The sequence below is a fragment of the Pantoea sp. sgz302252 genome, assembly GCF_042610525.1.
GTDB lineage: Bacteria > Pseudomonadota > Gammaproteobacteria > Enterobacterales > Enterobacteriaceae > Erwinia.
The window spans coordinates 1-23,772 of the sequence record NZ_JBHDVM010000017.1 but is presented as its reverse complement, the minus strand read 5'-3'; the positions used below and the strand labels follow the sequence as shown (position 1 = coordinate 23,772).

The following is a 23,772-nucleotide window of genomic DNA, read 5'->3' as shown; positions in this document are numbered from 1 at the left end:
GGCCCCCAGTGAAACCTACGGGCGTCGGAGTTTTCTCCACGCCCGTTCACGCATGTTGAGGGCAGGATCACCATAATGGCGAAGCAAGACTACTACGAGATTTTGGGCGTTTCGCGATCGGCGGACGAGCGCGAAATCAAAAAGGCTTATAAACGTCTGGCGATGAAGCATCACCCCGATCGCAATCCGGGCGATAAAGAATCAGAAGCCAAATTTAAAGAGGTCAAGGAAGCCTACGAAATCCTGACCGACGCGCAGAAGCGAGCGGCTTACGATCAGTACGGCCACGCAGCTTTTGAACAGGGCGGCATGGGCGGCGGCGGCGGTTTCGGCGGCGGCGGCGCGGACTTCAGCGATATCTTTGGCGACGTGTTCGGCGATATCTTCGGCGGAGGACGCCGTCAGCAGCGTGCCGCTCGCGGTGCCGATTTGCGCTACAACATGGAGCTGACGCTTGAAGAAGCCGTCCGCGGCGTGTCCAAAGAGATCCGCATCCCGACGCTGGAAGAGTGCGATGTCTGCCACGGCAGCGGTGCCAAGGCGGGTACGCAGCCGCAAACCTGTCCAACCTGTCACGGCCAGGGCCAGGTACAGATGCGTCAGGGCTTTTTCACCGTGCAGCAGGCGTGTCCGACCTGTCACGGCCGCGGTTCCGTGATTAAAGATCCCTGCAACGCCTGTCACGGACATGGCCGTGTAGAGCGTTCAAAAACCCTGTCGGTTAAAATTCCGGCGGGCGTGGACACCGGTGACCGCATCCGTCTTTCCGGTGAAGGCGAGGCGGGCGAGCACGGTGCGCCAGCGGGCGATCTTTACGTTCAGGTGCAGGTGCGCAAACACCCAATCTTTGAGCGCGAAGAGAACAACCTTTATTGCGAAGTGCCCATCAACTTCGCCATGGCGGCGCTGGGCGGCGAAATCGAAGTGCCAACGCTGGACGGCCGCGTCAAGCTGAAGGTGCCTGCAGAGACGCAGACCGGCAAGCTGTTCCGTATGCGCGGCAAGGGCGTTAAGTCCGTACGCGGCGGCGCGCAGGGCGACCTGCTGTGTCGCGTAGTGGTAGAGACGCCGGTAAGCCTGAGCGAGAAGCAGAAAAACCTGCTGCGCGAGCTGGAAGAGAGCTTTGGCGGCGCGGGCGGGGAGAAAAACAGCCCGCGGTCGAAAAGCTTTTTCGACGGCGTGAAGAAGTTTTTTGACGATTTAACCCGTTAACTCGCTTCTTACTGAAAAGGCAGCCGTAAGGCTGCCTTTTTACGTTACGGGCACCGTTCGAGGCTCAGCTGGCCTGCTGCAGCTCGACAAGCTCCTGTTCCGACAGGCCGGTAGTTTTTAACACCGTGGCTGAGTCGATGCCGTTTTGTAACAAGGCGCGGGCAATTTTCAGCGTGGCCTCGTGCTCGCCTTGCGTACGACCTTTTTGTTCAAGGTATTCGGCAATAGTCATTAACACTTCCTCCTGTGATGATGAGCAATTGGCGAGATCCTGCAGAAGCTGTTCCGGTTTAATTGCTGAGCCGGTCTGTACCATCCAGTTCATTAAGGTTACTAATTGCTCGCCTGTAGTGTAACCGTCAAACAACAAGGCCACCAGTCTTTTGCTCAGCTCCGCCAGATCGCGAGTGTGTGCATGTTTTAGTAGTAGCTCCAGCATTGCCATTTTCCGGTGCTGCATGATTTCATCATCGTCCAGCGCGCCCGTATCTATCAGGGGAAAGCTGCTGCTATAGAGCTGACGGGCAAGCTCTGGTTCGGCAAACAGCGCTGTCCAGTCGGTAGTGTAAGGCCAGGGACTGGCGCGTCCGTGACAGAACAAAAGAGGGATAACCAGCGGCAATTCTTCATGGCCTGCTTTGAGATGCCGCTGCATAACGGCAACAGCGTAGCGCATCAGGCGAAAAGCCATATGCTTATCCGGACTACTTTGATGTTCAATCAGCGTATAGATATAGCCCGTGCCGCTGCTCGTCTGCAGCGAATAGAGTACATCGGCAAAATAAGTGCTCAGGTCCTCTTCGATAAAGCTACCTGACTCAAGTTGTAGCGTAGAAAGATCACAAGTTTCCAGCAGCCGTGCGGGCAAATGGAAAGTCAGAAAATCTCGCGCGGTAGCGGGATCGGTCAGAAAAGCTTTAAAGAGCCCGTCGTGGGGCACTGGGGTCATGGGTTTCATCATCGTTCCTGAATCAGAAAGTAATGCCGCCACTCTGCCACAGAACGTCAGGCGGACTAAAATCAGGATTGCCACTCTGCGGCGCGTCTCGTAAAGAATTGTCCGGCGGCTACTTTTTGCCCGTGAAACGGCCGTAAATCGTTTTTCTCATCGCCGTAAGCGCGTATGCTGTCAGGCCGCATAATCATCTCTGTAGCAGGAAAGACTCCGATGAAATCCGCGCTTAAGCGTCTATTGAATAATGAAGCAACCGGCGGCGTAGTACTGATTATCGCCGCCGCTATCGCCATGTTTCTGGCTAATAATGCCAGCACTCAACAAACCTACCAGGCTATTCTCGCCACGCCAGTCGAGTTCCGTTTTGGGCCACTGGATATCAGTAAAGATCTGCTGCTGTGGATCAACGATGCCCTGATGGCGCTGTTTTTCCTGATGATCGGGCTGGAAGTTAAACACGAGCTGGTTTCGGGGTCGCTGGCCACGCGTGAGCGCGCCATGTTCCCGCTGATTGCGGCAATCGGTGGGATGATCGCACCAGGCGCGATTTTTGCCCTGCTAAACCATAACGATCCACTGGCTATCCACGGCTGGGCTATTCCTACCGCAACGGATATTGCTTTTGCATTGGGTATTCTGGCGCTGCTGGGCAGTCGCGTGCCGCCAGCGTTGAAAATGTTTCTGATGGCGCTGGCGGTGATTGACGATCTCGGCGCTATCCTGATTATCGCTTTTTTCTATACGCAGGATTTGTCGCTGGCTTCGCTGGGCGTCGCTGCTGGTGCGATCGTGGTGCTGGCTTTGCTGAACAGGCTGGGCGTACGCAATATCGCTATCTACATGCTGGTTGGCATGGTGTTGTGGGTCGCAGTGTTGAAGTCAGGCGTGCATGCCACGCTGGCAGGCGTTATCGTTGGCTTTTTTGTGCCGCTGGAGAAGCAGAACGGTCATTCGCCAGCGATCCATCTGGCTCACGGCCTTGCGCCCTGGGTAAGCTGGCTGATCCTGCCGCTGTTCGCTTTTGCTAATGCGGGCGTTTCGCTGAGCGGCGTTTCGCCGGAAGGTCTACTCTCTGCGGTGCCGCTGGGCATTATTCTGGGGCTGTTTGTCGGCAAGCCGCTGGGCATTACGTTAATCTGCTGGCTGGCCGTCAAGCTGCGCATCGCAGCACTGCCGGAAAGCACGCGTATGCAGGATATTTCGGCAATTGGCGTCCTGTGCGGCATTGGCTTTACCATGTCGATTTTCATCGCTTCGCTGGCTTTTGACGCGCAGCATGAAGAAATGGTGACGCTGGCGAAGCTGGGCATTCTTACCGGTTCGATTGTTTCTGCGATTGTGGGCTATACGCTGCTGCGTATCAAGCTGCGCTAGCGCAAACGAGGTTCCCGGAGCGCTGTGTCCGGGAACCTGAAAAACGCCAGGTTTATCCAAACGGCAGGCATAAAAAAACCTGCCTGGGCAGGTTTCTTTATCAAAGCTGATAAACAGACAGGCGATTAAGCCAGTTTGTTTATCTGAGCAGTCAGGTTTGCTTTATGACGTGCCGCTTTGTTTTTGTGGATCAGGCCTTTAGCTGCCTGACGGTCCACGATTGGCTGCATTTCGTTAAATGCCGCCTGCGCAGCTGCTTTATCGCCAGTAGCGATAGCCGCGTATACTTTCTTGATAAAAGTACGCATCATTGAACGACGGCTAGCGTTGTGCTTACGACGCTTCTCAGACGTTACGGCGCGTTTCTTAGCTGATTTGATATTAGCCAAGGTCCAACTCCCAAATAGTTCTATGAGGACAATTCAAAGGCCGAGGAATATGCCTCTTTAGCCCGTGGTTGTCAATGGATTTGTGCAAATAAGCGCCGCTGAAACAACGACGCCTGGTTACGTTTCGATGGCGCAAGATTCTACCAGCTTCACAGCTATGAATACAGCTTATTCACAAGAAAAATGGCATTGCCCGCCCGCCGCGGCAGAAAAACCCGGCATTAAAGCGGTAAAGGCGCATTCGCGGGTTAACCTTCCTCGCTGTACAAGGTATAATCCGCCGATTTCCACAAACCTGAGCCAGCCATGAAGTTTATCCGCGGCATACATAATCTCCGGGAGCAGCATCGCGGCTGCGTACTGACCATCGGTAACTTCGATGGCGTGCATCGCGGCCATCAGTCGCTGCTGACCCGTCTGTGTGAAGAAGGACGCAAGCGTAACCTGCCGGTAGTCGTAATGCTATTCGAGCCGCAGCCGCTGGAACTATTCGCCGCCGAGAAAGCGCCTGCGCGATTAACGCGGCTGCGCGAAAAGCTGCGCTATCTGAGCGAAGCGGGCGTGGACGCGGTGCTGTGCCTGCGTTTCGATCGTCGGTTCGCGGCGCTGTCGGCGCAAAGTTTCGTGGCCGATCTGCTGGTCGACAAGCTGGACGTACGCTTTCTGGCGGTCGGCGATGATTTCCGTTTTGGCGCTGGTCGCCAGGGCGATTTCCTGTTATTACAGAAAGCGGGCGCCGATTACGGCTTTGAAGTAATGAGTACCCAGACCTTTTGCGACGACGGCAAGCGCATCAGCAGCACGGCGGTGCGCCAGGCGCTGGCAGAAGACGACCTGCCGCTGGCGGCCACGCTTCTGGGGCATCCTTTCAGCATATCGGGCCGCGTGGTGCACGGCGACGCGCTGGGCCGCACCATCGGCTTTCCTACGGCTAATCTGCCGTTAAGGCGCTACGTTTCGCCGGTAAAAGGCGTTTATGCCGTTGAGGTTTATGGCCTCGGCGACAGGCCTTATCCCGGCGTCGCTAATATTGGCACCCGGCCCACGGTGGCGGGTATACGGCAGCAGCTTGAAGTGCATCTGCTGGACGTTGCAATTGACCTGTACGGGCGCCATATAGAAGTGGTGCTGTGTGAAAAAATACGAAACGAGCAGCGTTTTGCCTCACTTGACGCGCTCAAAGAGCAAATTGCTAAAGACGTGGTGGCGGCCCGAACTTTTTTTGGGCTGAACGCACCGGTTTAAACAGAAGCGAAATACGGAATCGAGAATCTGATGAGTGACTATAAATCTACCCTGAATTTGCCGGAAACGGGGTTCCCGATGCGTGGCGATCTGGCCAAACGCGAACCGGGAATGCTGCAACGTTGGTATGCCGACAATCTGTACGGCCTTATCCGCGAAGCCAAAAAAGGGAAAAAAACCTTTATCCTGCATGATGGCCCTCCGTACGCGAACGGCAGCATTCATATTGGTCACTCAGTAAACAAGATTCTGAAAGACATTATCGTTAAGTCCAAAGGCCTGGCGGGCTTTGATTCGCCTTACGTGCCGGGCTGGGACTGTCACGGTCTGCCGATCGAACACAAAGTCGAGCAGATGATCGGCAAGCCGGGCGAGAAAGTGACACCGGCGGAATTCCGCGAGGCGTGCCGCAACTACGCCGCAGAGCAGGTCGAAGGCCAGAAAAAAGATTTTATCCGTCTGGGCGTGCTGGGCGACTGGGATCGCCCTTATCTGACCATGAATTTCCAGACCGAAGCCAATATCATCCGCGCGCTGGGCAAAATCATCGGCAACGGCCACCTGCATAAAGGCGCCAAGCCGGTGCACTGGTGCCTGGACTGCCGCTCCGCGCTGGCGGAAGCGGAAGTGGAGTACTACGACAAAACTTCGCCTTCTATCGACGTGATGTTCAATGCGGTTGATGCCGATGCCGTGCGCGCTAAATTTGGCGCCGATAAGGTCGAAGGGCCGATCTCGCTGGTGATCTGGACTACCACGCCGTGGACGATGCCGGCTAACCGCGCTATCTCTCTGCATCCGGAGTTCGACTATCAGCTGGTGCAAATCGAAGGCCGCGCGCTGATCCTGGCGAAAGATCTGGTGGAAAGCGTAATGAAGCGCGCCGGTATTGCGAAATGGCAGGTTCTGGGCGAAACCAAAGGCGCCACGCTGGAACTGCTGCCTTTCCAGCATCCTTTCCTCGCTATCACTTCGCCTGTAGTGCTGGGTGAACACGTTACTCTGGAAGCGGGTACCGGCGCCGTTCACACCGCGCCAGGCCATGGCCCGGACGACTACGTAATCGGCCAGAAATACGGCATCGAAGCGGCTAACCCGGTTGGCCCGGACGGGCGCTATCTGCCAGGCACTTACCCAACGCTGGACGGCGTCAACGTCTTTAAAGCCAACGATATGATCGTTGAGCTGCTGCGTGAAAAAGGCGCGCTGCTGCACCTTGAGAAACTGCTGCACAGCTACCCGCACTGCTGGCGTCATAAAACGCCAATTATCTTCCGCGCCACGCCGCAGTGGTTTATCAGCATGGATCAGAAAGGCCTGCGCGAGCAGTCGCTGAAAGAGATCAAAGGCGTGCAGTGGATCCCGGACTGGGGCCAGGCGCGTATTGAGTCTATGGTCGCCAACCGCCCGGACTGGTGTATTTCGCGCCAGCGTACCTGGGGCGTGCCGATGGCGCTGTTCGTGCATAAAGAGACGGAGCAGCTGCACCCGGATACGCTGGAGCTGATGGAGAAAGTCGCGCAGCGCGTCGAGCAGGACGGCATCCAGGCCTGGTGGGATCTGGACGCGAAAGAGCTGATGGGCGACGACGCGGAAAACTACGTCAAGGTGCCGGATACGCTGGATGTCTGGTTCGATTCAGGATCCACCAGCTACTCGGTAGTGGATGCGCGTCCGGAGTTCGAAGGCCACGCGCCAGATATGTATCTGGAAGGATCGGATCAGCATCGCGGCTGGTTTATGTCCTCACTGATGATCTCCACGGCGATGAAAGGCAAAGCGCCTTATCGTCAGGTGCTGACGCATGGCTTCACCGTCGACGGCCAGGGCCGCAAAATGTCCAAGTCGATCGGCAATACCGTTTCGCCGCAGGACGTGATGAATAAGCTGGGCGGCGATATCCTGCGCCTGTGGGTTGCCTCAACGGATTACTCCGGCGAGATGGCGGTGTCCGATGAGATCCTCAAGCGTTCTGCGGATGCCTATCGCCGTATTCGCAACACCGCGCGTTTCCTGCTGGCTAACCTGAACGGCTTTAATCCGGAAACGGATATGGTCAGCCCGGAAGAGATGGTAGTGCTGGATCGCTGGGCTGTAGGCCGTGCCAAAGCGGCACAGGACGATATCATCGCCTCTTACGAGAACTACGACTTCCACGAAGTGGTGCAGCGTCTGATGCAGTTCTGTTCGATCGAGATGGGCTCTTTCTATCTGGATATCATCAAAGATCGCCAGTACACCGCTAAGGCCGATGGCCTGGCGCGCCGTAGCTGCCAGACCGCGCTCTACTATATTGCCGAGGCGCTGGTGCGCTGGATGGCCCCGATCATGTCCTTTACTGCGGATGAGATCTGGAACGAGCTGCCGGGTAAGCGTGCGAAGTATGTGTTTACCGAAGAGTGGTTCGATGGCCTGTTTGGCCTGGCGGAAAGCGAGCCGATGAACGACGCTTTCTGGGCGGAGCTGCTGAAAGTGCGCGGCGAAGTCAACAAGGCAATCGAGCAGGCGCGCGCCGACAAGCGTTTAGGCGGCTCGCTGGAAGCGACCGTAACGCTCTATGCGGATGCCGAACTGGCGCAGAAGCTGACCAGCCTGAGCGACGAGTTACGCTTTGTGCTGCTGACTTCCGGTGCGCAGGTAGCGGACTACGCGCTGGCAACAGAAGAAGCGCAGCAAAGCGAGCTGGTAAAAGGCCTGAAGATCGCGCTGCATAAAGCAGAAGGCGAGAAGTGCCCGCGCTGCTGGCATTACGCTACCGATATCGATCGGGAAGCGGGGATCTGTGGCCGCTGCGTCACTAACGTTAGTGGCGCTGGCGAACAGCGTAAGTTCGCCTGATGAGCAGGCCAATCCTCTCAACCGGGCTGCGCTGGCTATGGCTGGTGCTGGTGGTGATCGCCGTCGACTTCGGCAGCAAGCAGTGGATTATGAACACGCTGATGCTGCACGAGTCGATGTCGGTAATGCCGTTCTTCAACTTTTTCTATGCGCATAACTATGGCGCGGCGTTCAGCTTCCTGGCGGATAAAGGCGGCTGGCAGCGCTGGTTCTTCGCTGCTATCGCCGTGGCTATTGCCGTAGCGCTGCTGGTGATGATGTACCGCACCGAAGCCAGCAAAAAGCTGAACAACATCGCCTATGCGCTGATCATCGGCGGCGCGCTGGGCAATTTGTTCGATCGCGCGTATCACGGTTTCGTGGTCGATTTTATCGACTTCTACGTGGGCGACTGGCATTTCGCCACCTTTAATATCGCAGACTGCGGCATCTGTATCGGTGCCGCGCTGATCGTGCTGGAGGGCTTTTTAACGCCCGCCGGCAAAGCGAAAAGGGCAGGACATGACTGATTCCGTACAGCGCAACAGCGCGGTGCTGGTGCATTTCACATTAAAACTGGCCGATGGCTCTACGGCGGAATCCACGCGCAATAACGGCAAGCCCGCGCTGTTCAGCCTGGGCGACGGCAGCCTTTCCGCTGAGCTGGAAGAGCAGCTGCTCGGCCTCGCGCCTGGCGACAAAAAAGCGTTCTCGCTTGGCCCGGAAGCCGCTTTCGGCCAGACCAGTCCGGATCTGATCCAGTATTTCTCGCGCCGCGATTTCACCGAAGCGGGCGAACCGGAGATTGGCGCCATCATGCTGTTCAGCGGCATGGACGGCAATGAAATGCCGGGCGTAATCCGCGAAATCTCCGGGGATTCCATTACCGTAGATTTCAACCATCCACTGGCCGGACAAACTATTTATTTCGATGTAGAAGTGCTGGAAATCGATCCGGTACTGGAGGCGACCAATGCAAATCCTGCTGGCTAATCCGCGCGGCTTCTGCGCCGGCGTCGATCGTGCCATCAGCATCGTGGAGCGCGCGCTGGAGATGTACGGCGCGCCTATCTATGTGCGGCACGAAGTGGTGCACAACCGCTACGTCGTTAACAGCCTGCGCGAGCGCGGCGCAATCTTTATCGAAAAGATTAGCGAAGTGCCGGACGATTCAATTCTGATCTTTTCCGCGCACGGCGTTTCTCAGGCCGTGCGGGCAGAAGCCAAAGCGCGCAATCTCACTATGCTGTTCGATGCCACCTGTCCGCTGGTAACTAAAGTGCATATGGAAGTGGCGCGCGCCAGCCGTAAAGGCACAGAAGCGATTCTGATCGGTCACGCCGGCCATCCGGAAGTAGAAGGCACCATGGGGCAGTACAGTAATCCGGCTGGCGGCATGTATCTGGTTGAGTCGCCCGCGGACGTTTATAAGCTCCAGGTTAAAAACGAAGATAACCTCTGCTTTATGACGCAGACCACGCTGTCTGTGGACGATACTTCGGAAGTTATCGATGCACTGCGCGATCGCTTTCCTAAAATTATCGGGCCGCGTAAAGACGATATCTGCTATGCCACTACCAACCGTCAGGAAGCGGTGCGTACGCTGGCGAAAGATGCGGATGTGGTGCTGGTGGTCGGCTCGCGTAACTCTTCCAACTCAAATCGTCTGGCAGAGCTGGCGCAGCGCGCGGGCAAACTTGCGCGGCTAATTGATTCGGCTGATGATATTCAGGAAGAGTGGATCAAAGGTGTCAGCTGCGTCGGCGTTACGGCTGGCGCCTCCGCGCCGGATATTCTGGTGCAGCAGGTAATCCAGCGTCTGCGCGAGCTGGGCGGCGAAGTAGCGATCGAGCTGATTGGCCGCGAAGAAAACATCGTTTTTGAAGTGCCGAAAGAGCTGCGGGTTGACGTTAAAATGGTCAACTGATTGCTTATCGATCGGCTGGCCTGTTGGTTCAGATTACTCACTCATTTATTAAAAAAACTGTATTGTTGTTCTCTTGTGCGCGATCTTGTTGCATAATTTGTATGCACATTATCGCTGCCTCAGGGCCAGGATAAATGTGAAGGATGAGTATTTACATTAGAAGGAGTTAATGATGAAAGAACTGACGTTAACAGAGGTCCAGGCCGTGAGTGGCGGTGGCCTGATAGGCCTGGGTTTGGTGGGCGCAGGCGGACTGGGCCTTCTGGTTTCTATTCCGGTTATTGTGGGCGGCGCAATCTTAGGTGTCCCAACGCTTGGCTTAGGTTTTGTCGCTATGGCAGCAGGCATCGTCGGTACGGCGCTTTCCGGCGCCAAAATGATTGTCGGGATCAGCCTGCCAGTATGATCCGTTATCGCCAGCGGGCGCAAGAACGCTGGCGAAGGATAAGGCACAGAAAGATATCTGCTGTAACTTGTCCTGTTTTAAATGTCGGGCTGAACTGGCCCGGCATATCAATTTGCCCGAGCCTGTCCTGAAAGCGTGATGCAAAACATTTCCCGGCGCCAGCAGTAAATCCTCTCTCTATTCCGTAAAAGCATTAACCCTTCTGTTTCTATTGGCTGTTTTATATAGCCTGAATGCTCTCTGTAAAACACGATTCCCCCTGGCTTAAGAAAGCAGAATAGATCAAGTTTTTTAATGATTTGACTTGATAACAGTGATAAAACCGTTTTCTATAGAGTTGGGAACAAAAAAACAACAGGAGCTAAAAATGGGTCACTACGAAATTCGCAAATCACACAAGCAGACAGATCAACCCTGGTACTTTGTGCTGGTGGCTAATAATCATGAGATTATCGCCACCAGCGAAATGTACGCCAGTAAACAGGGCGCGCTGAACGGGATTAAATCGGTACGCACCAATGCCCCTTCAGAGGAGGTACGCGATAAAAGCTGAACCGCAGCGGAGGCGATTTTCCTGCCTCCGCCGCCTGATTTCGCTATGCTTACTCCTTGCCGTCATTCTGAGGAGTCTGCATTGAATATTATCGCGATCATGGGCCCGCACCATGCGTTCTATAAAGATGAACCCATCCGCGAGCTGGCTGGCGCGCTTACCGCCCAGGGCTTTCAAACTATTTATCCCAACAACGCCAGCGATCTGCTCAAGCTGATTGAACACAACCCACGTATTTGCGGCGTGATTTTCGACTGGGACGAGTACGGTTTCGATCTGTGCAGCGAAATCAACCAGCTGAATGAATATCTACCGCTGTATGCTTTTATCAATACGCACTCCACGATGGATGTCAGCGTTAACCAGATGCGTATGGCGATTTGGTTTTTTGAATATGGTTTGGGCGCAGCGGAAGAAATAGGCCAGCGTATCCGCCAGTATACCGATGAATATATCGATACCATTACGCCGCCGCTGACCAGGGCGCTGTTCACCTATGTCAAAGAAGGAAAGTACACCTTCTGTACGCCGGGCCATATGGCGGGCACGGCATTTCAGAAAAGCCCGGTCGGCAGTTTGTTTTATGATTTTTTCGGCGGCAACGCGCTCAAGGCGGATGTTTCTATCTCCGTAACCGAGCTGGGCTCGCTGCTCGATCACACCGGCCCGCATTTGGAGGCGGAAGAGTATATTGCGCGCACCTTTGGCGCAGAGCAAAGCTATATGGTGACCAACGGCACCTCAACCTCCAATAAAATCGTCGGCATGTATGCCGCGCCTGCGGGCAGCACGGTGCTGATTGACCGTAACTGCCATAAGTCGCTGACGCATTTGCTGATGATGAGCGATATCATCCCGATCTGGCTGAAGCCGACCCGCAACGCGCTGGGCATCCTCGGCGGCATCCCTAAAAAAGAGTTTACCCGTGAAAGCATTACGCAGAAGGTTGAGCAAACCGAGCGGGCCAGCTGGCCGGTACACGCGGTTATCACCAACTCTACCTATGACGGCCTGCTCTACAACACGAAATATATCAAAGAGACGCTGGACGTGCCGTCAATCCACTTTGATTCCGCCTGGGTGCCTTATACCAATTTCCATCCGATCTATCGGGGGCTAAGCGGCATGAGCGGCGACCGCACGCCGGGCAAGGTCATCTATGAAACCCAGTCCACGCATAAGCTGCTGGCCGCTTTTTCCCAGGCTTCGCTAATCCATATTAAAGGCGAGTACGACGAACAAACCTTTAATGAAGCCTATATGATGCATACCACCACTTCGCCAAACTATCCGATTGTCGCCTCTATAGAAACGGCGGCGGCGATGCTGCGCGGCAATCCAGGCAAACGCTTGATCAACCGTTCCGTAGAGCGTGCTTTGCACTTCCGCCGTGAGGTTCAGCGTCTGCGGGAAGAGTCGGAAGGCTGGTTCTTTGATATCTGGCAGCCGGAAGGCGTGGACGAGCCGCGCTGCTGGCCGATTCAGCCGGGAGAAGAAGACTGGCACGGCTTTAACGATGCCGACGCCGACCATATGTACCTCGATCCCATCAAAGTCACTATCCTGACGCCAGGCATGAGCGAGCAGGGCGAGATGGCGGACGAAGGCATCCCGGCGGCGCTGGTGGCAAAATTTTTAGACGAGCGCGGCGTAGTGGTGGAGAAAACCGGGCCTTATAACCTGCTGTTCCTGTTTAGCATCGGCATTGATAAAACCAAGGCGATGAGCGTGCTGCGTGGCCTGACAGAGTTTAAGCGCGGCTACGATCTTAATCTGCGAGTCAGGAACATGTTGCCGGATCTCTACGCGCAGGCGCCGGAGTTTTACCGCAATATGCGTATTCAGACGCTGGCGAAAGGCATCCATACGCTAATCCGCGACCATGATTTGCCAAGGCTGATGTTACAGGCATTCGACCGGCTGCCGGAGATGAAGCTGACGCCGCACCAGATGTTCCAGCAGCAGGTGAAAGGCAATGTGGAAACGGTAGATATCAGTAAGCTGGTGGGCCGGGTTTCGGCCAATATGATCCTGCCTTATCCGCCGGGCGTGCCGGTAGTGATGCCGGGCGAGATGATTACCGAAGAGAGCCGCGCAGTGCTCGACTTCCTGCTGATGCTCTGCACTATCGGACGGCATTATCCGGGATTCGAAACCGATATCCACGGTGCCACCTTGACAGAAGAAGGCGAATATCTGGTTCGCGTGCTTAAGGCATAATTACGGAATAGTGCCATTGCCGCGCGCTTCCGGCCTGCGTAAGGTAGCCGGAAGCACTATTCAAGGAGACAGCATGTTTATCAGGCAGATTCATCATATCGCCATCATCGCCAGCCACTACGAGACCAGCAAAGCGTTTTACTGTGATGTACTGGGTTTTACCCTGATGGGCGAAGTCTATCGGGAAGCGCGGGATTCCTGGAAAGGCGACCTCGCGCTAAACGGCGAGTACGCTATCGAGCTGTTCTCTTTTCCTTTCCCGCCTGAACGGCCCAATGGGCCGGAAGCCTGCGGCCTACGCCATCTGGCGTTCAGCGTGGACGATATCGACGCGGCGAAAAAACAGCTGGAGGAAAAGGGCGTAGTTTGCGAAGCAATCCGTGTCGATCCGCTGACCGATAAGCGCTACACCTTCTTTAAAGATCCGGATGGTTTGCCGCTGGAGCTTTACCAGGCGTAAAATAGCGCCCGGCCGCTTTTGGCCGGGCCTTTTTGCTTCAGGGAGTTGCATGTCACTTTCCGATCTTCGGCATCAGCTTGCCGGGCAACGACAGCTGCTGGTGGGCTACAGCGGCGGGCTGGACTCCAGCGTGCTGCTGCATCAGCTGGTCTGCCTGCGTCAGCAGCAGGATCTTTCCATCCGCGCTATCCATATTCATCACGGGCTTAATCCACTGGCAGATAGCTGGGCAGAGCACTGCCGACAGCAGTGCGCGCAATGGCAGGTAGAGCTGATCGTGGCGCGCGTGCAGGTTGATGGCCGGGAAAAAGGCATCGAAGCGGCTGCCCGCGAAGCACGCTATCAGGCTTTTCGCCAATATATTCAGCCTGGCGAGAGCCTGCTGACAGCGCAGCACCTGGACGATCAGTGCGAAACGCTGCTGCTGGCGTTGAAAAGAGGCAGCGGACCTGCCGGGCTAGCCGCGATGCCGCGCAGCGCGAAATTTGCCGAACATCTGCATTTAAGACCTTTGCTTGCACAAACGCGCGAGCAGCTGGAGCAGTGGGCGGCAGAGCATCATCTGAGCTGGATTGAGGATGACAGCAATCAGGATACGCGCTACGACCGCAACTTTTTGCGTCAGGTTATTCTTCCCGAGCTGACCGCACGCTGGCCTCATTTCGCCTGCGCGACGGCGCGTAGTGCGGCATTATGCGGAGAGCAGGAGCAGCTATTAGATGAGCTGCTGGCGGAATCCCTGAACGCGCTTATCGATGAACAAGGCGCGCTGGCGATTGCGCCGCTGGCAGCGATGAGCGAGAACCGCCGCGCCGCGCTGCTACGTCGCTGGATTGGGCGACAACAAGGATTAATGCCATCGCGGGACGCGCTGACGCGTATCTGGCAGGAAGTAGCCTGTAGCCGTGAAGATGCGGAGCCGCGGCTTCAGCTGGGCAATTTTGAGATTAGAAGGTTTCGCGACAGGCTATATTGGCTGGCGCGAGCCGTTTCCCTGCGCGATGAGGTTATCGACTGGCCCGTAACTGTTCCAGACCTGGTTTTGCCTGCCAACATGGGCAAGCTGGTTCGGGGCAACAGCGGCGTGGCGGTGCGAGCGCCGAACGCAGATGAAACAGTTAGCGTACGTTTTCAGGCACAGGGGAAATTCCATATCGTTGGGCGAGCGGGCAGCCGACCAATAAAAAAAATCTGGCAGGAGCTTGGCGTAGCGCCCTGGCTGCGCGAACGCACGCCGCTGCTGTTTTATAACGAGCAATTGATCGCCGCCATAGGCATCTTCGTTACCCGCGAAGGCGATCCGCAAGAACAATTTGGCTGGCAGATTTGCTGGCAAAAGGAAGAGCAATGAAAAACAGAATAATGCTGGCGGCGCTGCTGCTGAGCAGCCTGCCCGCGCTGGCGGACGGCAACGCGCAGGCTGGTGCGCAAAAGGCGGCCAGCTGTCAGGGCTGTCACGGCGCGGAAGGCAAAGCAGCCGTGGCGCTTTATCCTAATCTTGCCGGGCAGAATGCGGGTTATCTGGAGCATGCGCTACATGCCTATAAACAGGGCGATCGTAGCAATGGCCAGGCAGAAGTCATGAAAGCTTTTGTAGCGGGCCTTAGCGATGAGGATATGGCGGATTTGGCGGCTTATTATGCGGGGCTGAAGCCCTGATAGCTATGGGCGGAAGAGTTTCCGCCCGGTTGGAGTTAATCAGACGCGCTGACTACTACGGTACCCAGTTCAGGATGGCTGAAACTGACGATGTGATCCAGACGCAGCTCGCGGATCTCGCCCGAGAATTCGACTACCAGATATTCTACCTTCTTGCGCAACAGCATATCTGTCGCCTTTGCCTTCAGCTGTTCGCCGTCTTTCAGCGTCAGCGCCAGCGTGAGCTGTTTCTGACAGGCAAGTTCCAGATTGTCGTAGTCATCGCAGTTGATCGGTTGGTATTCATTCGTCAACATAATCGCTCACCAATAAGTTAGCAGCAGCAAAAGCTGCCTGTTCCCTGATTGAAGAGTGTAGCTCAGGATTGGCGGCTACCTCATTCAGCGCTTTCAAAACGCAACCTAATGCGTCCGGCACGTATCCCAGATCGCCGCTGCCGATTTCAGCGTATTTACGACGAACTAATTCACAATAATGCACAGGCACCTCAAGAATTTTATGGCGACCTGACGACTATAACACAGCATTTCAGGGGAAATCAGCCGGGCGGAGCGTGATTTGCGGCCCGTGCGGGTTACAATGTCCGGCGACACTATAAGGAATCCCATGGCACTTAAAGCAACTATCTATAAAGCTACCGTCAACGTGGCGGATATGGACAAAAATGTCTTTCTCGACAGCGCGCTGACGCTGGCCCGTCATCCTTCCGAAACAGAAGAGCGGTTGATGCTGCGGCTGCTGGCATGGCTGGTTAACGCCCATGAACGGCTAACCTTTACCCGTGGGCTAAGCGCAGAAGAGGAGCCGGAAATCTGGCTGATGAACGACCACAACGGCATTGAAGTGTGGATTGAGCTGGGGCTGCCGGACGAAAGACGGCTAAAAAAAGCGTGCAATCGCTCAGCCCAGGTATACTTGTATACTTATAACGCTCGCGCCGCGCAGATCTGGCGGCAGCAGAACCTGAGTAAATTTCAGCAGGAGAATCTGACCGTGCGCTTCCTGGACGATGCACAGCTGCAGGCGCTGACCCGGCTCGCCTCGCGCTCCATGACGCTACAGGCGACTATTCAGGACGGCACCGTCTGGCTTTCCGACGAGCAGCACCACCTTGAGCTGCGGTTTGAAGACTGGCTGATTAACGGCAAACCGGCATGATAGTGCTGTCCCGCAACGCGACTATAGCAGACAGCGAGCTGGAGCTAACCGCTATCCGGGCGCAGGGCAACGGCGGCCAGCACGTGAATAAAAGCTCGACGGCGATCCACCTGCGTTTTGATATTCGCGCTTCAAGCCTGCCTGAATTTTATAAAGAGCGGCTGCTGTCGGCCAGCCACCACCTGATTACCCCGGAAGGCGTAGTCATTATTAAGGCGCAGGAGTATCGAAGCCAGGAGATGAATCGCGAGGCGGCGCTAAAACGCCTGGAAAATCTTATCCAGGAGCTGACGGTGCCAGAAAAAACGCGGCGAGCCACGCGGCCTACGCTGGCTTCAAAAAAACGGCGGCTGGAAGGCAAAGCGCGTAAAGCCGCAACCAAATCGCTGCGCGGTAAAATGCGGGGCGCGCCTGACTGAGCCGTAGAAGGAGAAGAAGTGAAAAAAATCCTGATTGTACTGATGGCTTCGCTGTTTTTCGGTCCGCTGATGGGCTGCCAGAACTATGATGCGGCAGCCACGGTGCAGCCGCGCGAAGCGAAAGTGCAGACTTATCGGGGCGTTATTCCCTGCGCCGACTGTGCCGGCATTCAGGTCAGGCTCTCGTTACGGCAGGGCGGCCGCTATAGCCTGGATGAGACTTACCTGGGCACGGAGCATCCGCTAATCAGCCAGCAGGGAAGCTGGTCACGTACGGCAGAAAAGCTGGTGCTGGTTTCGGATAAAGGCGAGAAGCGCTATTTTCGGCCGCGCGACAGCGGGCTGGAGATGACGGATGCAAACGGAGAGGCGGCGCCGGGTTACCGGCTACAGGCAGAGGCGGGAAGCTGAAGCGGCGGGACGCAGCCCGCCGCCAGTTTATCAGCTGTTGATTTCAGCCAGCAGGAAATCCAGGATTTCGCCGGTTTTGATCATCTTCTTCTCGCCAGCGCGGCGGGATTTATACTCTACTTCTTCGCTGTCGAGGTTGCGGTCGCCAATCACTACGGTGTGCGGCACGCCAATCAGTTCCATATCGGCAAACATCACGCCCGGACGCTCTTTGCGATCGTCGAGAATTACGTCAATGCCTTTAGCGCGCAGCTGGCCGTACAGCTCTTCTGCCAGTTCCTTCACGCGGAAAGATTTGTGCATATTCATTGGCAGAATAGCTACCTGGAACGGCGCCAGCGCCGCAGGCCAGATGATGCCGCGCTCGTCATGGTTCTGCTCAATGGCGGCGGCCACGATACGCGTGATGCCGATGCCGTAGCAGCCCATAGTCAGCGTCTGGTTGCGACCATCTTCGCCCTGTACGGAAGCTTTCATCGCCTCAGAATATTTGGTGCCCAGCTGGAAGATATGGCCTACTTCGATACCGCGCTTGATCAGCAGCGTGCCTTTACCATCCGGGCTGGCATCGCCTTCTACTACCTTACGCAGATCGGCCACGCGCGGCAGCGGCAGATCGCGCTGCCAGTTGATGCCGGTCAGATGCTTGCCGTCTTTGTTAGCGCCGGCACAGAAATCGCTCATCATCGCTACGGTGCGATCGACAACAAGTGGCAGCGACAGGCCGACCGGGCCTAGCGAGCCAGGGCCAGCGCCCGTTGCCGCACGAATATCTTCCTCCGTAGCGAAAGTCAGCGGCGCAGCCACGATATCCACTTTTTCTGCTTTGATTTCGTTCAGTTCATGATCGCCGCGTACCATCAGCGCAACCAACGCGTGTCCGCTCTCTTTGGTCGCTTTAACCAACAGCGTTTTCACGGTTTTTTCGATCGGCAATTTATGTTGCTCAACCAGCGCCGCGATAGTCTTCGCGTTCGGCGTATCGATCTCTACCATTGGCTGGGTGGCATCCGCACGGCTGCCAGCTGGCGCGACAGCTTCCGCCAGTTCGATGTTTGCCGCGTAATCGGATTCGGTAGAGAAAACGATGTCGTCTTCGCCGCTCTCGGCCAGTACCTGGAACTCATGCGAAGCGCTGCCGCCGATAGAACCGGTATCTGCCTGTACCGCACGGAAATCCAGCCCCATACGGGCAAAGCTCTGGCTGTAGGCGCGATACATATCGTCGTAGGTCGCCTGGAGCGATTCCTGAGAGGTATGGAAAGAGTAGGCATCTTTCATGATGAACTCACGCGAGCGCATCACGCCAAAACGTGGGCGAACCTCGTCGCGGAATTTGGTCTGGATCTGGAACAGATTCAGCGGCAGCTGCTTGTAGGAGCTCAGCTCGTTACGGATCAGGTCAGTAATAACTTCCTCGTGCGTTGGGCCAAGCACGAAAGGGCGCTCGCCGCGATCGACAAAGCGCAGCAGCTCAGGCCCGTACTGCTCCCAGCGTCCGCTTTCCTGCCAGAGATCGGCGGGCTGTACAACCGGCATAGAGATCTCGATAGCGCCGGCGTTGTTCATCTCTTCACGCACGATGTTTTCGACTTTTTTCAGGACGCGCAGGCCGGTCGGCAGCCAGGTATAGAGACCTGAAGCCAGCTTGCGGATCATCCCGGCGCGCAGCATCAGCTGGTGGCTGATCACTTCGGCGTCGGCAGGCGTCTCCTTCTGGGTGGAGAGCAGATATTGAGTAGTACGCATGAGTTACGGTTCCAGTTAAGCAGAAAGCGGCATTAAGCCAGGCCAAATAATTGCTGGCGGCTAGTGTACCAGCGTGATCGGCGACTCAAAAGAGACAGAAGAGAAATTAACGGCGCTCTATGGCGGTCACCAGCGTACCCGAGGCGTCCACGCGCCAGCGCACGTTAAAATCCAGCAGCCAGGCAGCGTATTCTCGTTCCGTTTCTTCGCCTTTGCGGTAAGCCGGACGCGGATCCTGAGCAAGTACTTCGCTGATAAAGCGTTCAAGGTGCGGATAGCGTTGGCCGTGCTGAGCTATCTGCTGCGCCGCCTGCGGCGAAAAGGCCACCGGCATAGAGGCTGGCGGTGCTTCCTGGGCGAAACCAGCACGCGCATCAGGTACGGCTTCGGCAAAAGGCAGGTAGGGTTTGATATCTACTATTGGCGTACCATCGACCAAATCCAGACTGCCTAACTCAAGAACCACCTCACCTTTTTGCGTGCGGATGCCTCTCAGCTCAACCAGTGACATGCCGATGGGATTGGGGCGAAAGGTGGAACGGGTAGCGAACACGCCCATACGGGCATTGCCGCCAAGCCGGGGAGGCCGCACCGTAGGGCGCCAGCCGCCTGCCATCGTCTGATGAAACACAAACAGCAGCCACAGATGACTGAACGCTTCTAACCCTCTGACCGCTTCCGGCTGGTTATAAGGCGGCAGCAGCAGCAGCTCGCCACCGCCGTCCTGAATCAGGCCTGGCTGGCGCGGCACGGCAAACTTCTCTTTCCACGGCGAATGGATGGTGCCGATCGGCTGAAAGGTGAAACTCATTGGCCGCTGACTTTCAGGGCGGAGCCCTGGCAGACCGCCTGACGGTAGCAGCCCTGGGAATTCGTGACGATTTCGCATTTGTGCAGAAGTACCGCATTGGCTTTCATGCCGGAAGCGCGGATCTGCATTCTTTTACGTGCGGTAGCGATATTGGGCGGCGAGCTTTGTCTGCTGCTCTGGCAATCTTCGCCATAAACTTCGCCCAGATCGCGGAAAGGTTTGCTGACCAGGTCGCTGGCGTCGCTGTAAAGTTTTACCGGCGCGGGGCGCGGCGCAGGCTTGATCCTGGCTGGCTCAGTCTGGGTTGGCTGCTTGAAAGGCTCGACAGGCTTATAAGGCTTGTGCAGCAATGAACACCCGGTTAGCGAAAGCGCTAACAAACAGAGCGGTACAACACGCATGGGAACATCCTCATTGTCGGTAAAAGAGGCGTTATTGAAGCAAGCCCGGCGGCAAATAACAAGCGCACATAAATGAACAAAGCGGGCTAATGCCCGCTTTGTTGAGGATAAAGTGATTTTTGGCGGGGAGTAAAAATTACCAGCCTTTCACCGCACCGCCGTTGAAAATTTTGTCCGCGGCCTGTTCCACTTCGTCAGACTGATAAGCCTGAACGAATTTCTTCACGTTCTCCGCATCTTTATTATCTTCGCGCGAAACGATGATATTGACGTAAGGAGAGTCTTTATCCTCTACGAAGATACCGTCTTTGGCTGGCGTCAGGTTAATCTGGCTGGCATAGGTTGTGTTGATAACGGCCAGCGCAATTTGCTGATCGTCCAGTGAACGCGGCAGCTGCGGCGCTTCCAGCTCGACCAGCTTGATGTTTTTCGGGTTCTCGACCACGTCCAGTACGGTTGGCAGCAGGCCAACGCCCGCTTTCAGCTTGATCAAACCTACTTTCTGCAACAGCAGCAGCGAGCGACCCAGGTTGGTAGGATCGTTAGGAATCGCTACCTGCGCGCCATTTTGCAGCTCGTCCAGCGACTTAATTTTTTTCGAATAGCCGGCAATCGGATAAACGAAGGTATTGCCGACAGGCACCAGCTTATAGTTACGATCCTTGATCTGCTGATCGAGATAAGGCTTGTGCTGGAAAGCGTTGACGTCGATATCACCTTTGCTCAGCGCCTCGTTTGGCAGCACGTAGTCGCTAAAAGTCACCAGCTCAACATCCAGCCCGTACTTATCTTTGGCGACTTTTTTTGCTACCTCGGCAACCTGCTGCTCCGCGCCGACGATAACGCCAACTTTAATATGGTTGGGATCTTTTGCTTTCTGATCGCATCCAGCCAGCGCCAGCGAACCAATCAGCGCACCCACAGCGACAATCGTTTTAAAGTTAAAAGACATATCCTTTCCTTAATCTGTAAGAACGTTATTTACTTGTGGGTGACTGCACGAACAATGCGGTCGCCACAGAACTGAATCAAATAAACCAGAACCACTAACAGCACCAGTACGGTATTCATCACCGTAGCGTTATAACCAATATAGCCATATTGGATACCAATCTGTCCTAAACCGCCTGCGCCGACGGCACCGCCCATCGCGGAATAACCTACTAAAGTAATCAGCGTAATGGTCGCTGCGTTAATCAGGCCCGGCAGCGCTTCCGGCAGCAGCACCTTTTTCACAATCTGCAACGGCGTGGCACCCATCGCGCGCGAGGCTTCAATCAAACCGTGTGGCAGCTCCAGCAGCGTGTTTTCCACCATGCGGGCAATAAAGGGCGCGGCGCCAATAGTCAGGGGTACGATAGCTGCCTGCAAGCCAATAGAGGTGCCGACAATCATGCGGGTAAACGGAATCATCCACACCAGCAGGATAATAAAAGGTATGGCGCGGAAAATATTGACCACCGCCGACAGAAAACGATACAGCCCACGGTTCTCTATGATCTGGCCCGGACGAGTAACATACAGCAATACGCCCAGCGGCAGCCCCAGCACGAAACCAAAGAAACCGGAAACAAAGGTCATCACCAGCGTTTCCCATACGCCGCGGCAGAGCAGAAGAATCATTGCCTCAGACATAACCTAATACCTCTACCTTTACGTGGTGTTCCTGCAGGAAAACAATCGCGGCCTGCGTATCCTCTGCCTCGCCGTGCATTTCCGCCAGCATAATGCCGAACTTCACGCCGCCTGCGTAATCCATCTGCGCACTGATAATATTGTTGTTAACGTTAAAGCGACGGGCGGCTTCCGAAAGCAGCGGAGCGTCGACGGACTGCCCGGTAAACTCCAGACGTAATAAAGGTACGCTGTCTGGCTTCACGGTAGTCGAGAGCCGGGCGGCATAATCCTCCGGAATATCCAGATGCAGCGTGGACTGAATAAACTGCTGCGCCAGCGGCGTCTTGGGATGGGAAAAGACTTCGCTCACCGTATCCTGTTCAATAAGCTGACCGTGACTGATTACGGCCACACGATCGCAAATGCGCTTCACTACATCCATTTCGTGCGTGATCAGCAGAATAGTAATCCCCAATCGGCGATTAATATCTTTTAACAGCTCCAGAATCGCTCGGGTTGTCGCCGGGTCAAGTGCGCTGGTGGCTTCATCGCACAGCAGTACTTTGGGATTGGTTGCCAGCGCGCGGGCAATGGCGACGCGCTGCTTCTGACCGCCTGAGAGGTTAGCGGGCCAGGCGTCCTGCTTGTCTGCCAGACCTACCAGCTCCAGTAATTCGCTAACACGCGCGTTAATCTCGCTGCGGGAAAGCTTGCCCAGCTCCAGCGGCAGCGCCACATTACCTGCGACGGTGCGGGAATTCAGCAGATTAAAATGTTGGAAAATCATGCCGATTTGGCGGCGGGCCTGGGTTAGCTGACTTTCGGAAAAGGCGGTCAGATCCTGGTTATCAACCAGAACGGTACCGGAAGTCGGGCGCTCTAACAGGTTCACGCAGCGGATAAGCGTGCTTTTCCCGGCGCCGGACGAGCCGATAACGCCATAAATCTGTCCGGCAGGCACTTCCAGGCTGACATCCGACAGCGCGGTAATGGTGCGAGTGCCCTGACGGAACACTTTGCTGATATTTTGAAGTTTTATCATTTTATTATCGTAATAGAGTTTACCGTGGCGAATATTCGTCTGCGTTTAACAGCAGCGAGCTGCGAGTGGATGGTAAGGCATCCAGACGTCTGAATCAATCAATGCGCGCTTAAGGGGCATTCTCTCCTGCCGGAGAAACGTGCGATACTCTGTCATAACATTAGTAGCAGGAGTTTCTACGTGACGAACAAAGTCCCCGCAATATTTCTTGACCGTGACGGCACCATGAATGTCGATCATGGCTATGTCCACGAAATAGATAACTTTCAGTTTATCGATGGCGTTATTGAAGCGATGCGCGAGCTAAAGAAGATGGGCTTCGCATTAGTGATGGTCACTAACCAGTCTGGCATCGCCCGCGGTATCTTTTCCGAAGATACCTTTATGCAGCTTACGGAATGGATGGACTGGTCGCTGGCCGATCGCGAAGTGGATCTGGATGGTATCTATTATTGTCCTCATCATCCTGAAGGCGCAGTAGAAGAGTATCGTCAGGAGTGTGACTGTCGTAAGCCGCAGCCTGGCATGTTGCTCTCCGCGCAGAAAGAACTGAATATCGATATGGCCGCTTCTTATATGGTAGGCGACAAAATTGATGACATGCTGGCAGGTAAAGCGGCAGGCGTAGGAATAAAGGTTTTAGTGCGCAGCGGCAAGCCGGTTACCGAAGAGGGCGAAAATGCAGCAGATTGGGTGATTGATAGCCTGGCTGACCTGCCTTCCCGTATCAAAAAGCGTTAAAAAGAAGCGTTGCGAGCAAAATTACAGCGAACGATAAAAAAGTTTGTTTTTATGCTTGCCTTCCCGCGGCGCATCCCTATAATGCGCCTCCATCGACACGGAGCAACGGCTTACAGGCCGCCGGGTTGAGAGGTTCAGGAAGCTGAACCGCCGGAGAAAAACTTCTGAAAAAGAAGTTGACTCTGAAGGAGGAAAGCGTATTATAC

General features: G+C 55.5%; 27 protein-coding genes. 17 read left to right on the top strand and 10 right to left on the bottom strand.

What is annotated here, in order from left to right; all coding sequences use genetic code 11:
- Positions 1-75: 75 nt before the first annotated feature.
- Entirely contained in the window at positions 76-1,212 is a 1,137-nt protein-coding gene (dnaJ, locus tag ACETPC_RS21850; protein WP_380184572.1) for a molecular chaperone DnaJ, read from the top strand.
- A gap of 64 nt (positions 1,213-1,276) precedes the next feature.
- Here dnaJ and ACETPC_RS21845 read toward each other — a convergent pair whose 3' ends face one another.
- Positions 1,277-2,173, bottom strand: a complete 897-nt coding sequence (locus ACETPC_RS21845) for an Rpn family recombination-promoting nuclease/putative transposase (protein ID WP_380184571.1) — start codon at positions 2,171-2,173, stop codon at positions 1,277-1,279.
- A gap of 207 nt (positions 2,174-2,380) precedes the next feature.
- Here ACETPC_RS21845 and nhaA point away from each other — a divergent pair, with 207 nt between their 5' ends.
- The gene (gene nhaA, locus ACETPC_RS21840; protein WP_380184570.1) at positions 2,381-3,541 is read left to right on the top strand and encodes a Na+/H+ antiporter NhaA; all 1,161 of its coding nucleotides are present in this window, start codon (positions 2,381-2,383) and stop codon (positions 3,539-3,541) included.
- A 125-nt stretch (positions 3,542-3,666) separates the two neighbouring features.
- On the opposite strand, the gene rpsT is transcribed toward nhaA, so the two are convergent.
- Positions 3,667-3,930: a 30S ribosomal protein S20 gene (gene rpsT, locus ACETPC_RS21835; protein ID WP_380184569.1), complete on the bottom strand. Its 264-nt coding sequence runs from the start codon at positions 3,928-3,930 to the stop codon at positions 3,667-3,669.
- 306 nt (positions 3,931-4,236) lie between these two features.
- Between rpsT and ribF the strand changes: the two genes are divergently transcribed.
- The 11 genes from ribF (at position 4,237) to ACETPC_RS21780 (ending at position 15,217) form a co-directional block, all read left to right on the top strand.
- On the top strand, positions 4,237-5,175 hold the full coding sequence (ribF, locus tag ACETPC_RS21830) for a bifunctional riboflavin kinase/FAD synthetase (protein WP_380184568.1): 939 nt from the start codon (positions 4,237-4,239) through the stop codon (positions 5,173-5,175).
- A 30-nt stretch (positions 5,176-5,205) separates the two neighbouring features.
- Positions 5,206-8,013, top strand: coding sequence for an isoleucine--tRNA ligase (ileS, locus tag ACETPC_RS21825; RefSeq protein ID WP_380184567.1), 2,808 nt, complete (start codon positions 5,206-5,208; stop codon positions 8,011-8,013).
- A complete protein-coding gene (gene lspA, locus ACETPC_RS21820) occupies positions 8,013-8,522 on the top strand; it encodes a signal peptidase II (RefSeq protein WP_380184566.1) in 510 nt (169 codons plus the stop codon). Before ileS ends, lspA begins: the two co-directional genes overlap by 1 nt.
- On the top strand, positions 8,515-8,985 hold the full coding sequence (fkpB, locus tag ACETPC_RS21815; RefSeq protein WP_380184565.1) for an FKBP-type peptidyl-prolyl cis-trans isomerase: 471 nt from the start codon (positions 8,515-8,517) through the stop codon (positions 8,983-8,985). The genes lspA and fkpB overlap by 8 nt, the downstream gene beginning before the upstream one ends.
- Entirely contained in the window at positions 8,966-9,919 is a 954-nt protein-coding gene (ispH, locus tag ACETPC_RS21810; RefSeq protein ID WP_380184564.1) for a 4-hydroxy-3-methylbut-2-enyl diphosphate reductase, read from the top strand. The genes fkpB and ispH overlap by 20 nt, the downstream gene beginning before the upstream one ends.
- A gap of 169 nt (positions 9,920-10,088) precedes the next feature.
- Positions 10,089-10,325, top strand: coding sequence for a hypothetical protein (locus ACETPC_RS21805; RefSeq protein ID WP_380184563.1), 237 nt, complete (start codon positions 10,089-10,091; stop codon positions 10,323-10,325).
- Between the two features lie 367 nt (positions 10,326-10,692).
- On the top strand, positions 10,693-10,878 hold the full coding sequence (locus ACETPC_RS21800) for a YegP family protein (protein WP_380184562.1): 186 nt from the start codon (positions 10,693-10,695) through the stop codon (positions 10,876-10,878).
- A gap of 81 nt (positions 10,879-10,959) precedes the next feature.
- Positions 10,960-13,098, top strand: a complete 2,139-nt coding sequence (locus tag ACETPC_RS21795) for a lysine decarboxylase LdcC (protein ID WP_380184561.1) — start codon at positions 10,960-10,962, stop codon at positions 13,096-13,098.
- Between the two features lie 73 nt (positions 13,099-13,171).
- On the top strand, positions 13,172-13,558 hold the full coding sequence (locus ACETPC_RS21790) for a VOC family protein (RefSeq protein WP_380184560.1): 387 nt from the start codon (positions 13,172-13,174) through the stop codon (positions 13,556-13,558).
- Positions 13,559-13,607: 49 nt separating this feature from the next.
- Positions 13,608-14,909, top strand: a complete 1,302-nt coding sequence (tilS, locus tag ACETPC_RS21785) for a tRNA lysidine(34) synthetase TilS (RefSeq protein WP_380184559.1) — start codon at positions 13,608-13,610, stop codon at positions 14,907-14,909.
- Positions 14,906-15,217 carry a c-type cytochrome gene (locus tag ACETPC_RS21780; protein ID WP_380184558.1) on the top strand — a complete coding sequence of 104 codons (312 nt, stop codon included), beginning with the start codon at positions 14,906-14,908 and terminating at the stop codon, positions 15,215-15,217. The genes tilS and ACETPC_RS21780 overlap by 4 nt, the downstream gene beginning before the upstream one ends.
- Positions 15,218-15,252: 35 nt before the next feature.
- On the opposite strand, the gene rof is transcribed toward ACETPC_RS21780, so the two are convergent.
- Positions 15,253-15,513 (bottom strand): Rho-binding antiterminator, encoded by a 261-nt coding sequence (gene rof / locus ACETPC_RS21775; RefSeq protein WP_380184557.1) that lies wholly within the window; start codon positions 15,511-15,513, stop codon positions 15,253-15,255.
- Positions 15,500-15,697, bottom strand: a complete 198-nt coding sequence (locus ACETPC_RS21770; protein WP_380184556.1) for a YaeP family protein — start codon at positions 15,695-15,697, stop codon at positions 15,500-15,502. Before ACETPC_RS21770 ends, rof begins: the two co-directional genes overlap by 14 nt.
- A 126-nt stretch (positions 15,698-15,823) precedes the next feature.
- Between ACETPC_RS21770 and ACETPC_RS21765 the strand changes: the two genes are divergently transcribed.
- The 3 genes from ACETPC_RS21765 to ACETPC_RS21755 are packed head-to-tail and all read left to right on the top strand — an operon-like array spanning position 15,824 to position 17,205.
- Positions 15,824-16,375: a YaeQ family protein gene (locus ACETPC_RS21765; RefSeq protein ID WP_380184555.1), complete on the top strand. Its 552-nt coding sequence runs from the start codon at positions 15,824-15,826 to the stop codon at positions 16,373-16,375.
- A complete protein-coding gene (gene arfB / locus ACETPC_RS21760) occupies positions 16,372-16,794 on the top strand; it encodes an alternative ribosome rescue aminoacyl-tRNA hydrolase ArfB (RefSeq protein WP_380184554.1) in 423 nt (140 codons plus the stop codon). Before ACETPC_RS21765 ends, arfB begins: the two co-directional genes overlap by 4 nt.
- Positions 16,795-16,812: 18 nt before the next feature.
- On the top strand, positions 16,813-17,205 hold the full coding sequence (locus ACETPC_RS21755; RefSeq protein ID WP_380184553.1) for a copper resistance protein NlpE: 393 nt from the start codon (positions 16,813-16,815) through the stop codon (positions 17,203-17,205).
- Between the two features lie 30 nt (positions 17,206-17,235).
- Here the strand turns inward: ACETPC_RS21755 and proS are convergent, their stop codons facing one another.
- The 6 genes from proS to metN form a co-directional block, all read right to left on the bottom strand.
- The gene (gene proS, locus ACETPC_RS21750) at positions 17,236-18,954 is read right to left on the bottom strand and encodes a proline--tRNA ligase (RefSeq protein ID WP_380184552.1); all 1,719 of its coding nucleotides are present in this window, start codon (positions 18,952-18,954) and stop codon (positions 17,236-17,238) included.
- Between the two features lie 106 nt (positions 18,955-19,060).
- Entirely contained in the window at positions 19,061-19,765 is a 705-nt protein-coding gene (tsaA, locus tag ACETPC_RS21745; protein ID WP_380184551.1) for a tRNA (N6-threonylcarbamoyladenosine(37)-N6)-methyltransferase TrmO, read from the bottom strand.
- Positions 19,762-20,166 carry an Rcs stress response system protein RcsF gene (rcsF, locus tag ACETPC_RS21740; protein WP_380184550.1) on the bottom strand — a complete coding sequence of 135 codons (405 nt, stop codon included), beginning with the start codon at positions 20,164-20,166 and terminating at the stop codon, positions 19,762-19,764. The genes tsaA and rcsF overlap by 4 nt, the downstream gene beginning before the upstream one ends.
- A gap of 136 nt (positions 20,167-20,302) precedes the next feature.
- Positions 20,303-21,118, bottom strand: coding sequence for a MetQ/NlpA family lipoprotein (locus tag ACETPC_RS21735; protein ID WP_380184549.1), 816 nt, complete (start codon positions 21,116-21,118; stop codon positions 20,303-20,305).
- Between the two features lie 29 nt (positions 21,119-21,147).
- Complete coding sequence (locus tag ACETPC_RS21730; protein WP_380184548.1) at positions 21,148-21,801, bottom strand: methionine ABC transporter permease MetI; 654 nt, start codon at positions 21,799-21,801, stop codon at positions 21,148-21,150.
- Positions 21,794-22,825: a methionine ABC transporter ATP-binding protein MetN gene (gene metN, locus ACETPC_RS21725; protein ID WP_380184547.1), complete on the bottom strand. Its 1,032-nt coding sequence runs from the start codon at positions 22,823-22,825 to the stop codon at positions 21,794-21,796. The genes ACETPC_RS21730 and metN overlap by 8 nt, the downstream gene beginning before the upstream one ends.
- 180 nt (positions 22,826-23,005) lie before the next feature.
- On the opposite strand from metN, the gene gmhB reads away from it, so the two are divergent.
- Positions 23,006-23,566 carry a D-glycero-beta-D-manno-heptose 1,7-bisphosphate 7-phosphatase gene (gene gmhB / locus ACETPC_RS21720; RefSeq protein WP_380184546.1) on the top strand — a complete coding sequence of 187 codons (561 nt, stop codon included), beginning with the start codon at positions 23,006-23,008 and terminating at the stop codon, positions 23,564-23,566.
- Positions 23,567-23,772 lie beyond the last annotated feature (206 nt).